This window comes from Streptomyces sp. enrichment culture (genome assembly GCF_964272855.1).
Classification (GTDB): domain Bacteria; phylum Actinomycetota; class Actinomycetes; order Streptomycetales; family Streptomycetaceae; genus Streptomyces.
The window spans coordinates 2,540,327-2,553,082 of record NZ_OZ186847.1; the positions used below are offsets into that span (position 1 = coordinate 2,540,327).

The window sequence follows — 12,756 nt, forward strand, 5'->3', positions numbered from 1 at the left end:
CTACGCGATCGTATGTACCCGATAACGGACTGTCGCACCACCCCGCGCGCGGCCGTTCAGTCGATGCCGACCACACCGCGCCGCCCCGGCGGGTCGGCCAGATCATGGTCTCGTCGGTGGGCGGGTCCCGCCAGTCGGCGTCTTCTCGGTGTGCGGCCGCAGGCCGTGGTCCTGGCCCCGGAGGTTGTTGTTCACTGCGGGGGGACCGTTCACGTACGGACCCTCGTCGTAGCCGAGCGGCGGACGGGCTCCCGGGGAGAAAGGAGTCGAAGCGCTTCGACAGCCTGGACACCCACCCGCGCTGGAGCTACTGTCGAACCACCCTCACCCACCGTAGTTCGCATTGCGCATTGTCGAAGCGCTTCACACAGCTTGGAGAGCGGATGGTCACCCTCGCCGAGGTCGCCCAGCACGCCGGAGTCTCGGCGAGCACGGTGAGCTATGTCCTCAGCGGCAAGCGGTCCATCTCCGCGACCACCCGGCAGCGGGTCGAGCAGAGCATCCGGGAGCTGGGCTACCACCCCAACGCCGGTGCCCGGGCCCTGGCCAGCAGCCGGTCGAACATCATCGCGCTGATGATCCCGCTGCGCACCGACATGTACGTGCCGGTGATGATGGAGATCGCCATCGCGGTGGCCACCACCGCCCGTACCCACGGCTACGACGTCCTGCTGCTCACCGGCGAGGAGGGGCCCGACGCGGTGCGCCGGGTCACCGGCAGCGGGCTCGCGGACGCGATGATCCTGATGGACGTCGAGCTGGAGGACGAGCGGCTGCCGCTGCTGCGCGGCACCTTCGACCAGCCGTCCGTGCTGATCGGACTGCCCGCCGACACCACCGGGCTGACCTGCGTCGACCTCGACTTCTCGGCGACCGGCGCGCTGTGCGTGGAGCACCTGGCGTCGCTCGGCCACCGCGACATCGCCGTCATCGGGGAGGCCGCCGCGGTGTACGAGCGGCACACCGGCTTCGCCGAGCGCACCCTCGACGGACTGCGCGCCCGCGCCCGCGAGCTGGGGCTGCGGGTGCTGCACCGGCCGTGCGAGGGCGGGTACGACGCCATGGCGGCGACGCTCGCCCGGATCTTCGACGAGCGTCCGGCGACCACCGGGTTCGTCGTCCAGAACGAGGCGGCGGTCGAGCCGCTGCTCGCACTGCTGCGCCAGCAGGGGCGGGCCGTGCCCGAGGACGTGTCCGTGGTCGCCGTCTGCCCGGAGCAGGTCGCCGTCCAGGCGTCGGTCCGGCTGACGTCGGTCGCCATCCCCGCCCAGGAGATGGGCCGGCGCGCCGTGGAGCACCTGGTCGCCAAGCTGGACGGGCGGGGCGGCGACCGGGTCGTCCTGCTCCCGCCCGAGCTGACGGTCCGCGCGAGCACGGGACCGGCACCCGCCGCGTCCTGACGGCGCTCCCCGTCCCCGGCGCGCCACGGCCGCCGGGGCACTCCTGTCCGCCCCTGCCGGGGCACCCCCATGTCTCCAGGAGCACGCCACGTGATTCAGCCTGCCGAAACACAGCCCAAGGTCAGCCTCGCGCAGTCCTCCCCGACCGTCGGCACGTTCCGCGAGCGGGACGGCGCGCTGGAGTGGAGCGGCCGTCAGGAGACACTGCGGATCGAACCATGGGGCCCGGACGCGGTCCGGGTCCGGGCCCGGCTGGGCGGCCCGGTCCTCGAAGGACTGCCGGGCGCGCTGCTCGACGCCGCCCCGCCCACCGAGAGCACCCTGAAGACCGGTGACGGCGAGGCCCGGCTGACCGTCGGCGCGCTGACCGTGCACGTCGACGCCGAGGGCCTGGTCCGCTTCCTGCGCAGCTCCGACGGCGGCGAACTGCTGGCCGAGGAGCGCGCCCACTTCTGGTGGCCGGGCCCGCGGCTGTACACCGCTGTGGGCAACGGCCACCACCGCCTCGAACAGCGCTTCGCCGCGTACGACGACGAGCGGCTGTACGGTCTCGGTCAGCACCAGCACGGCCGGCTGGACCAGAAGGGCCTGGTACTGGACCTGGTCCAGCGCAACGCCGAGGTCGCCATCCCGGTGCTCACCTCCAGCCGCGGCTACACCCTGCTGTGGAACAACCCGGCGATCGGCCGGGTGGAGCTGGCGCACAACGGCACCCGCTGGGTGGCCGAGTCGGCCCGGCAGATCGACTACTGGATCACCGCGGGCGACCCGGCCGGCGCCCAGCGCCGCTACAGCGCGGTGACGGGCCGCACCCCGATGCTGCCGGAGTGGGCGGCCGGCTTCTGGCAGTGCAAGCTGCGCTACCGCACGCAGGACGAACTCCTCGCGGTGGCCAGGGAGTACAAGCGCCGGAACCTGCCCATCGACGTGATCGTCTGCGACTTCTTCCACTGGACGCACCTCGGCGAGTGGAAGTTCGACCCGAAGGAGTGGCCGGACCCGGCGGCGATGGTCCGCGAGCTGGACGAGCTGGGCATCAAGCTGGTGGTGAGCGTCTGGCCGTCGGTGTCGCCGCTGAGCGAGAACCATCCGCTGATGGAGCAGCGCGGCTATTTCATCGGCACCCAGTACGGGCCGCTGGCGCACGCCGACTGGCCGGACAAGGAGGTCGCGTCGACCGTCCAGGTGGCCTTCTACGACGCGACGAACCCGGAGGCACGGGAGTTCGTCTGGTCCCGGGTCCGCGACAACTACCTCGTCCCGTACGGCATCAAGGCGTTCTGGCTGGACGCCTGCGAGCCGGAGCTGAAGCCCGGCTTCCAGGAGAACCTGCGCTACTGGGCGGGTCCGGGCCTGGAGGTCGGCAACCTCTACCCGGCGGAGAACGCCCGCGCCTTCCACGAGGGCCTGAAGGAGTCCGGCGAGGACGAGATCATCACCCTCAACCGCTCGGCGTGGGCGGGCAGTCAGCGCTACGGCGCCGCCCTGTGGTCCGGTGACATCGGCACCGACTTCGCGACCCTGCGCCGTCAGATCGCGGCCGGCCTCAACACCGCCCTGTCGGGCATCCCCTGGTGGAACACCGACATCGGCGGCTTCCACGGCGGCGACCCGGACGACGAGGCGTACCGGGAGGTGATGGTCCGCTGGTTCCAGTTCGGCGCGCTGTCCCCGCTGATGCGGCTGCACGGCTTCCGCGACCCGGGCATGCCGCTGGGCCCGGAGATGACCGGCGGCCCGAACGAGGTGTGGTCGTACGGCGAGGAGGCCGGCGCGATCCTGGAGCGGTATCTGCGGCTGCGCGAGCGGCTGAGGCCTTACGTCATGGAGGTCATGCGCGAGGCCCACGAGGAGGGTCTGCCGGTGATGCGGCCGCTGTTCCTGGAGTTCCCCGGGGACCAGGCGGCCTGGTCGGTGGACGACGCCTATCTCTTCGGCCGGGACCTGCTGGTCGCGCCGGTGCTGACGGCGGGGGCGACGGCCCGCACGGCCTATCTGCCGGCGGGCGCGGTCTGGACGGACGCGTGGACCGGTGAGACGTACGAGGGCGGCAGGGCCGTGACGGTCGACGCCCCGCTGGACCGCATCCCGCTGTTCCTGCGGGACGGGGCGCGGCTGCCCGTGACGGAGTAGCCGCACCGTGCGGGGCGCCCGGAGAGGGGACCGGGCGCCCCCGGTACGGCGGGTGTCAGCCGCCGCTGACGGTCAGGTTGTTGGTGACGAAGTCCAGGCCGCCGGACGACGAGGTGATCTCGTAGCCGAACTGGACGTCGCCGATGGTCTCGTTGCCCATCCAGCCCTTGGTGTCCTTGATCCACTTCAGGATCGGCAGGATGTTCACCGAGCCGGAGGTGGAGTCGGAGGTCCGCAGGAACGAGAAGACCTCGTTGGCGCCGTTGTTCCCCTTGTAGACGTTCCAGGTGTGGCCGCCGAGGGTGACGCTGCCCTGCGAGGTGCCGAGCGGGCCGACGGCGCCGTTGTGATTGACCCAGAGCATGATCTCGTAGTCGTAGTCGGTGTCCCAGATGTCGTACGACGTGTTGTAGGCGCCGGACGACGGGACGGTGACGTTGTAGTCGCTGGTGAGCGAGGTCAGCGAGGTGATCGGCTTGTTGATCACCTTCTTGGAGTTGGGGTAGGACTTGATGCCGCCGGTGTTCGGGTGGTTCGCCCAGACGCCCCAGTTGGTGCCGGAGTTGGCCCAGACCCACTGGCTGCCCGCGCCGGATCCCCAGATGTTGTTGTAGAGGATGTAGCCGTTCAGAGTGGTGTTGCCCCACTGGTCGCAGGAGTTCCAGACGGCTGCCTGGGCGGGGGCGGAGGCGAGGCCGACGGTCGCGCCGAGCGCGAGGGCGGGGGCCAGCAGGGCCTTGGTGATCCTGCTCGGTACGCGTGTTGCCATGGTGTCCCTTCCATGGGTGGGGGGAGTTGCGGGGTCACCGCGTCCTCAGGTCGAGCACGCGGTCCTCTCCGGCGACCAGGTCGAGCGGCTCGGCGCCGGAGGGGGTCCTGAGATCCACGCGGGCGGTGCGGGAGGGCCGTACGACCGCGGTCGTCCCGTCGGGGCGCCAGGCGAGGTCGACCGTCGCGCCGAACCGGGTGCGCACGCCCCGCAGTTCGCCCGACGGAAGGCGGGCGGGGAGCGCGGGGAGCAGGACGAGCCGGTCGGGGGTCGACTGGACGAGCATGTCGATCAGGACGGCGGGCAGGGTGTGCGCGGCGTCCGCGTTGTAGACGTCGCGCCCCGGGTAGTGCGCGCTCATCAGAGAGGCGTGGAAGAAGTCGCCGGCCAGCACCTGGTCGAGCGCGTGCGCGACCCGGTCGGCGTCCCGGAGGCGGGCGGCGATCAGGGCGTGGTGCAGATGGCCGTGCGCGGAGTCGTTCTCGGCGCCGCGCAGTTCGAGCGCCCGGTGGGCGGCCTCGGCCAGGTCGGGTGTGTCGTAGGGGTTGATCTCGTCCAGCGGCCAGACGCCGTACAGGTGGCTGAGGTGGCGGTGGTCGTAGGAGTCCTCCAGGCCGGGCCGGGCCCATTCGGCGAGGGCGCCGTCCTCGTTGATCCGGTGCGGTGGGAGCCGGTCGGCGAGGGCACGCCAGCGGCCGGCGTGCTCGGGGTGGTACGCGGCGGCGGTCAGCAGGGCGTGGCGGGCCGCGGAGAGGTCCATGGCCGCGTCGACCGTTCCCCAGCTCGCGTTCGCCGGGCGGTTCTCCGGCGAGTAGGAGGGGACGATCACGAGCCGGCCGTCGGCGTCGGTGCGGGTGAGGAAGTCCTCGTAGAAGAGGGCGACTTCGGCGAGCGCGGCGGCGGTGCGCGGGTCGCGGGTGCCGTTGGTCTCGTCGTGGTCGACGAGCGGCTTGAGCAGCCAGTCGGCTCCGGCGGTCCACAGGTGCAGGGGGTGTTCGCGGCTGAAGTGGTACGTGTGCCCGGACTCGCCGTCGGTGTGGGCGGGCGCGACGACTCCGCGCGCGCCGAAGACGGCGCGGGCGTTGTCCCGCCAGTCGTCCAGCTGCCCGTGCACGAGGGCGGCGTGCGCCTCGGTCACCTCGGGGAGGGCGGCGGCCGCGGCGGAGGCGGTCTGGAGGTTGAGGTTGGCGTCGTTGGTGAACGCGCCGGACCAGGCGGTGTTCCAGTCGCCGGTCCACAGCCCGACGAGGCGGGGCGGGAGCATGCCGCTCGCGGACAGCAGGTGGTGGCGGCCGACGGCGAACAGGCGCTCCAGCAGCGCCGGGCTCTGCGGGCGGGCCAGCAGCTCGGAGCCCGGCAGGGCGCGCTCGGCCGGGTCGGCGGCCAGGTCGAGGGTGACGCGGCGGTAGGCGGCGCGGTGCCGGGCGGTGTGCCGGGCGAGGAGTTCGTCGTAGGAGGTTCCGTTCAGCAGGTCGCGCAGGGCGCGGCCCTCGGCCAGTACGTCCAGCTCGCCGGTGTGGCGGCGCACCCGGGTGAGGAGCAGCACGGACGCCGCGCCCTCGACGCGGGCGCCGGGCGGCGCGAGTCTGGTCGTGCCGCCCTCGACGGCGGCGAGGGTGACGCCGGTGTAGGCGAGGTCGCCGTGCGGGTAGCGCACGCGCAGGCTGAGCAGGGCGCCCTCGGGGATGAGGACGGCTCCGTCGCCGACGCCGAGGCCGTGCGGGGCGCCGGGGAGGCGGGGGTCCAGGCACAGGTCGGCGGTGAGGCCGGGGGCGGTGACCCGCTGGACGATCACGTCGTCGGCGCGGGAGACGAAGACGCGGCTGGTCCAGCCGTCGTGGACGGCGGTGACCTCGCCGGTGGTGAAGTCGACCGACCGGTGGTAGGGCGCGTCGCGGGTGTCCGCGCGGCGCAGGCGGGTCTGGAACGCCGGGTGGAAGGGGCGCACCCATTGCAGGGGGCGGCCGTCGGTGAAGGTCTCGGCGGCGGTGGTGTCGCCCGCGAGCAGCCGGTCCTGGAGGGCGGCGAGCCCGGCGGCGAGCTGGGGCGGGCGGCGGCGGTGGTCGTCGCCGTCCGGGCGGACGAGGGTGTGATGGGTGACGATTACCCGGTCGTCGTTCGGGTCGCCGAACACAAGAGCGCCGTGCCGGCCGTTGCCGCTGAGGAAGGCGTCCTCCCAGCGGCCGGCCGGCCGAGGCTCCCAGGTGGCGTGCACGGGTGTGGTGCTCATGGCCGCAGCACCGCCACGCCGTAGCGGTCGAGGCGGATCTCGTCCGTCACCGTGGTACCGGTGAGCAGGTCGTGGTGGCGGCCCGGCACGGGCACGGTCACCGGCTCGCGGCCGTGGTTCAGCACGAACAGCAGTCCGCCGCGGCGGACCGCCTCCACCGTGGCCGGGAGTCCGTCGAGGGCCGGGCACACCCCGGCCTCGGCCGCGGCGCGGGACAGCAGGGCGCGCAGGGCGTCCGGCTCGGGGAGGGTGGAGAGGTACCAGGCGCGGTCCCTGCGCAGCAGCGCGGGCAGCCCGTCCAGCTCACCGCCCTTGTAGGGGACGGTCTCGGTGACGTCGTCCGCGGCCTCGATCTCCTCCGACCACAGCGTGCCGCGGAAGCCTTCGCACTCGGCGGTCTCCCCCTCGTCCAGCGGCCACCACTCGTGCAGCACGCGGATGCCGAACAGCTCCCGCAGCCGCGCGTCCATGCCGCCGGGGCGGACCCGGTCGTCCTCGTCGGCGACACCGGTGAGGAAGCCGCAGACGAGGGTGCCGCCCTCGCGGACGTAGCCGAGCAGGTTCTCGATCGCCGCGTCGGTGAGCAGGTAGAGCTGTGGGACGGCGACCAGGCGGTAGCGGCTCAGGTCGTGCTCGGGGTGGGCGAAGTCGGTGGTGAGGTGGGCCTCCCACAGGGCCCGGTGCCAGGCGTGCAGCACGGCGGGGTGGTCGACCCGGGTGGACGGGCGGCCGTCCTGGGCGCCGGCCCACCAGGCGTGCCAGTCGTGCAGGATCGCGACGTCCGCGGTGATGCCGGTGCCGGTGACCTCGCCGAGCTTTCGGAACTCCGCGCCGATCCGCTTGACCTCCTGGAAGGTGCGGCCCCGCTCCCCCGCGTGGCTGACCATCCCGGAGTGGAACTTCTCCGCGCCCTGCCGGGACTGCCGCCACTGGAAGTAGCAGACGGCGTCCGCGCCGCGGGCCACGGCCTGGAGGGACCAGAGCCGGTTGAGCCCGCGGGGCTTGGGGTGGTTGACGCCGCGCCAGTTGACCGGGCCCGCCGCCTGCTCCATCAGCATCCAGGGGCCGCCCGCCTGGGAGCGGGTCATGTCCTGGACGAGGGCGCCGTGCTGCGCGCCGAGCGGGTCGCGCGGGTCGGGGTAGAGGTCGACGGAGACGACGTCCTCCTCCTCGGCCCAGCGCCAGGCGTCCTGGCCCGTCCACAGCGGCATGAAGTTGGTGGTGACCGGGAGGTGCGGGGTGTGCCGCCGGACGATGTCGCGTTCGGCGGTGTAGCACTCCAGCAGCATGTCGGAGGTGAAGCGGCGGAAGTCCAGCACCTGTGTGGGGTTGTGCAGGTAGTGGGCGCGGCGGGGCGGGATGACACCGTCCCAGGTGTCGTAGCCCTGGCTCCAGAAGGCGGTGCCCCAGGCGGTGTTGAGGGCGTCGAGGCTGCCGTAGCGGCGCCGGAGCCAGGTGCGGAAGCGGGCGGCGGCCTCGTCGCCGTGGTCGAAGGTGCAGTACTCGTTGTTGATGTGCCACATCGTGAGGGCGGGGTGGCCGCCGTAGCGGGCGGCGAGGTCCTCGGTGATGGCGGCGGCGTGCCGGCGGTAGACGGCGCTGGAGTGCGAGAAGTGCTGCCGTCCGCCCCAGTGCTCGGTCCGGCCGTCGGCGTCCCTGGGCAGGGTCTCGGGGTGCAGCCGGCCGAGCCAGGGCGGGGGCGAGGCGGTGGGGGTGGCGAGGACGACGCCGATGCCGTGGTCGTGCGTCAGGTCCATCAGCGTGTCCAGCCAGCCGAACTCCCGCGCGCCGGGCTCGGGTTCCAACTTCGACCAGGAGAAGACTCCGAGGGTGACGGAGTTGACTCCGGCGTCCTTCATCAGCCGGACGTCCTCGTGCCAGGTCTCCTCGGGCCACTGTTCGGGGTTGTAGTCGCCGCCGAAGAGGAGCCGGCCGCGGGTGGCGGTGTTCAGGCCGGGCATCAGACGGGCTCCCCGTACTGGATTCCACGGCCGTTGGTGGCGAGGTAGACGCGGCCGTACACGCGCGGGTCGCCGGTGATCGTCTCGCCGGTCCAGCCCCACTGGTGGGCGTCGTCGTTGATCCGCACCCAGCTGTCGGCCTCGTCGTCGGAGCGGTACACGGCGGTGACGGCCTCCGTGGCACCCACCATGTAGAGGGCGGGGTAGTCCGCGCCGTCGGCGGCCTTGCCGAAGCCGAGAGTGTACGAGGCCCAGCAGCTGTCGGTCTTCGTGAAGCTCTCGCCGCCGTCGGTGGAGCGGTACAGCCCGTTCCACTTGGCGCTCAGCCACAGGTCACCGGACCGGCCCGGGGCCGCGACCACCCTGAACTGGGTGTCCCCGGAGGGCAGTCCGCTCGCGCGGGCGGTGAAGGTGCGGCCGCTGTCGGTGCTGGCGAGCAGTGTGCCCGTGTCGGTGTCGTACGCGTAGAAGAGCGTCGGGTCGACCGGGTCGGCGACCGGTGTGGCGCCCTTCGGGAAGGAGGGAACCTCGGTCCAGGCGGCTCCGTTGCCGGCGGAGCGGTAGGCCGGGTACCTGGTGCCGTCCCAGTGCACGAAGGTCCACAGCAGCACGGTCCCGTCGGCGTTCACGGCGATCGGTCCCGGCGCGTCCTTCGCGAGGTCCGGCTGGGCGGCGAAGGGCGCCCAGTTGCGGCCGCCGTCGGTGGAGTACGCCCCGTTGCCGTGGTCGCCCCAGCCGGTACGCACCACGTACGCCGGCTTCCGGGCCGCCTGCGCGAGCCCGGTCGACGTGCCGGACACGGGGTTCGCGGCCATGCCGCGCGACGGGGACGCGGTGAGCCGCTCGTGGTACATCACGCCGATGTCCCCGAGCCCGCTGATCAGGTGCGCCCGCCCGGCCGGCGGCGAGACGAGCTGCCGTACGGCGCTCTCCTCCAGGCCGCGGATCCGCGGCGCCCAGTGCCTCAGGTCACGGGTGCCGTAGAGGGTGGCGCCGGTGCCGTAGACGATGTGGCGGGAGTCGTACGGGTCGACGGCGAGCGCCTGGATCCACCAGCCGAACTTGGGTTTCTCCTCACCCCACTTCAGGTACGGCGTCTCGGACACGTCGAGGACGGCGGACTCCTTGAGGGAGTTCCAGGTGCGCCCGCCGTCCGTGGACCGGTACAGGGTGTCGACGGCGGCCCAGCGGTCGTTGGTGGAGACGACGACGGTGCCGGGGCGGCGGGCGTCGACGGCGACACCGCCGTAGCCGAAGGTGTCGGCCGAGCCGTCGGGGTTGGTGCCGCCCGGCTTCACCGGCGTCACCTCGGTCCACTCGCCGCCGGCGGTGAACAGCTTGTGCACACTGCCGTCGGACTGGCCGTTGGGGCCGGGCGCGTCGGCGTACGTCACGTACAGCTCGCGGGCGTGCCGGTCGTACGCGGCGCGGATCGGCACCTTGGCGGCCGGGCCGGCCGGCTGCCCGGGTACGGCCTCCCAGGTGCCGCCGTCCGCCGTGCGGAAGAGGTGCGCCGAGGTGCCGTCGCCCCAGCCTGCGTAGACCGCGCGGCCCGCCGCTACCAGGAAGGTGACGCCCTGCCCGGAGGCGTCGGGGGCGGGCGGGAAGCCGGGCGCGGGCGCCCAGCTCGCTCCCTGGTCCGTCGACTTCAGCAGTCCGTCGTGCCGGGTGCCCAGCCACAGGGTGTCGCTGTCGCGCGGGTCGACGAGCAGCCGCTCCCCCGCGCCCCGGCCGTCCTCGTTGGCGCCGAGCTTCACCGTGAGGTCGGTGCGCCGCCAGCTGGCGCCCCGATCCTCGGAGCGCAGCACGGCACCGTTGCCGGCCCACGACTGGGTGTACGTGCCGACGGCGAGGTAGAGCCGGTCCGGGTGCGCGGGGTCGACGGCGATCGCCTCGACGCCGGTGAGGTTCCAGTCGTCCCAGCCGATGTGGTCGGTCAGCGGCGTCCACCGCGCGGTCCGGTCGTCCCAGCGGTAGGCGCCGCCGATGTCGGTACGGGCGTAGGCGAGTCCGCGTACGGCGGGGTGGAAGAGGACGCCGGTGATGAATCCGGTGCCGCCGATGACGACGTTCCGCCAGCGGTAGGCGGGGTCGGTCCCGGCGGCCCGGGCGGTCCCCTGGAGCGCGGGCAGGGCGGTGATCGCGGCGGCGGCAGCGGTCCCGGCGAGGACGGCTCTTCTGCTAGGGCGGGGCGTGTGCATGACATACCTCGTTCTGGACGATGGGGTCCGCCGCAGCCGACCGCTGGACAGGCGCAGGTCGGCTGCGGCGGGGCCTGGAAGGAGCCGGGGCGTCAGCCCTTGACCGCGCCCGTCAGCATCCCCTTCTTGAAGTGCTTCTGGACGAACGGCGAGACGATCGCCACCGGCAGCAGCGCGAGCACCATCACCGCCATCTGCACGGCCAGCGCGGAGATCTGCCCGGTCCTGATCGCCTGGCTCATCCCCACCGGCTGTTCCTGCTTCTGCACCAGCTGGATCATGACGTTCTGCAGCGGCATCATGTCCTGGTCGGTCAGGTAGATCGACGCGTTGAACCACGCGCTCCAGTAGCCGACGGCGTAGAACAGCGTGATCACCGCGATCACGGCACGCGACAGCGGCATCACGATCTTCCACAGGATCCGCCAGTCCCCCGCCCCGTCGATCCGCGCACTGTCGATCAGCTCCGGCGAGATGTTCATGAAGAACCCGCGCAGCACCAGGATGTTGAAGACGCTCACGGCACTCGGCAGGATCAGCGCGAGATAGGTGTCGGTCAGCCCCAGCGACTGCACCAGCAGATACGTGGGGATCAGCCCGGCGCCGAAGAACATCGTGGCGAGCAGCGTCATCAGCAGCCAGCGGTGCCCGAGCGAACCGGTGCGGGAGAGCCCGTACGCCGCGAGGACGGACACCGTCATCGAGAACAGCGTGCCCACGAGGGTGACGACGAGGCTGACGACGGTGGCCCGGGTGACCTGGCCGCCGCTCAGCAGCTCCTGGTAGGCGACGAAGGTGATCTCCCTGGGGATCAGCACCAGGCCGCCCGCCTCGGTGATGGTCTGCTTCGAGGACAGACTGGTGACGACGACGATCCACAGCGGGAAGAGCACGGCGAGGCAGGCGCCGGCGAGGACGATGCCCTTGCCCGCGAGTCCGGCGCCGCCGGGCCGCTCCTCCCAGACGGGCCGCGGCGGGGCGTCCCACCAGCGGGGTTCCCGCACCTGCTGGTCGTCGATGACGGCGGTCACTTCTTGTACACCCCCTGCTCGCCCATCATGTGGGCCACCTTGTTCGCGGCGAGGACGAGCGCGACGCTCACCAGCCCCTTGATCAGGCCCGCGGCTGCGGCGAAGCCGAAGTCCTGGTTGCGGACGCCGTTCCACCACACATAGGTGTCGAGGACTTCCGCCGCGCCGGGTCCGACCGCGTCGCGCTGCAGCAGGATCTGCTCGAAGCCCACGGTGAGCGCGTCACCGACCCGCAGCACCAGCAGCAGCGCGATCACGGGACGCAGAGCCGGCAGGGTGACGTGCCACATCCGCCGCCAGCGCCCGGCACCGTCCATGGCCGCCGCCTCGTACAGGTCGGGGCTGACGGAGGCGAGGGCGGCGAGGAAGACGATGATGCCCCAGCCCGCGTCCTTCCAGACGCCCTCGGCCGTCACCAGGAACTTGAAGATCCCGGGGTCGGTCATGAGGTCGAAGCCCTCGTACCCGTGCCGGCGCAGCGTCTGGGCGATGATGCCGGCGCCGCCGAAGATCTGCTGGAAGACCGTGATGACCAGCACCCAGGAGAAGAAGTGCGGCAGGTAGAGGATCGCCTGCGCCACCGCCCGCACCCGGGGCCTGATCACGCTGTTGATGAGCAGCGCCAGCAGGATCGGGACCGGGAAGAACAGCACCAGTTGAAGGAAGAACAGCACCAGCGTGTTCCGCACCGCGTCCCAGAACGCCGAGTCCTCGAAGATCCGCTGGAACTGCTCGAAGCCCACCCAGGGGCTCTCCAGGATGGCGACGAACCCGTTGTCGCTGATGTACGGGTCGTACTCCTGGAAGGCGACGACGTTGCCCAGGATCGGTATGTAGTTGAAGACCAGGACCAGCGCGACGGCCGGCAGGGTCATCAGGATCAGCGTGCGGTCGCGGCGCAGCCTCAGCCGCAGGCTCAGCCTGCCCGGCCGTCTCTCCGGGCGCCGCGTGGCGGCGGTCCCGGCCGTCTCCGCGACGGTCCTCTTCGTCTTCGCCTCGTCCCTGCTGCGAGGCACCGTGCTGTGGGACAC

General features: G+C 72.3%; 8 protein-coding genes. 2 read left to right on the plus strand and 6 right to left on the minus strand.

The annotated features are described in order from the left end of the window. Positions 1-383 precede the first annotated feature (383 nt). Together ACSU6L_RS10470 and ACSU6L_RS10475 are read left to right on the plus strand one after the other, a co-directional pair. A complete protein-coding gene (locus ACSU6L_RS10470; RefSeq protein WP_437064841.1) occupies positions 384-1,400 on the plus strand; it encodes a LacI family DNA-binding transcriptional regulator in 1,017 nt (338 codons plus the stop codon). 90 nt (positions 1,401-1,490) lie between these two features. Further along, a complete protein-coding gene (locus ACSU6L_RS10475) occupies positions 1,491-3,533 on the plus strand; it encodes a glycoside hydrolase family 31 protein (protein ID WP_437055761.1) in 2,043 nt (680 codons plus the stop codon). 55 nt (positions 3,534-3,588) lie between these two features. On the opposite strand, the gene ACSU6L_RS10480 is transcribed toward ACSU6L_RS10475, so the two are convergent. The 6 genes from ACSU6L_RS10480 to ACSU6L_RS10505 form a co-directional block, all read right to left on the minus strand. Continuing rightward, entirely contained in the window at positions 3,589-4,302 is a 714-nt protein-coding gene (locus tag ACSU6L_RS10480; protein WP_437055763.1) for a glycoside hydrolase family 12 protein, read from the minus strand. Between the two features lie 34 nt (positions 4,303-4,336). Continuing rightward, positions 4,337-6,532: a glycosyl hydrolase family 95 catalytic domain-containing protein gene (locus ACSU6L_RS10485; protein ID WP_437055765.1), complete on the minus strand. Its 2,196-nt coding sequence runs from the start codon at positions 6,530-6,532 to the stop codon at positions 4,337-4,339. Further along, a complete protein-coding gene (locus ACSU6L_RS10490; protein ID WP_437055767.1) occupies positions 6,529-8,493 on the minus strand; it encodes a beta-galactosidase in 1,965 nt (654 codons plus the stop codon). Before ACSU6L_RS10490 ends, ACSU6L_RS10485 begins: the two co-directional genes overlap by 4 nt. Then, positions 8,493-10,694: a 1,4-beta-glucanase gene (locus ACSU6L_RS10495; RefSeq protein WP_437055769.1), complete on the minus strand. Its 2,202-nt coding sequence runs from the start codon at positions 10,692-10,694 to the stop codon at positions 8,493-8,495. Before ACSU6L_RS10495 ends, ACSU6L_RS10490 begins: the two co-directional genes overlap by 1 nt. A gap of 92 nt (positions 10,695-10,786) precedes the next feature. After that, complete coding sequence (locus tag ACSU6L_RS10500) at positions 10,787-11,725, minus strand: carbohydrate ABC transporter permease (protein WP_437055771.1); 939 nt, start codon at positions 11,723-11,725, stop codon at positions 10,787-10,789. After that, positions 11,722-12,756 (minus strand): ABC transporter permease, encoded by a 1,035-nt coding sequence (locus ACSU6L_RS10505; protein WP_365507694.1) that lies wholly within the window; start codon positions 12,754-12,756, stop codon positions 11,722-11,724. The genes ACSU6L_RS10500 and ACSU6L_RS10505 overlap by 4 nt, the downstream gene beginning before the upstream one ends.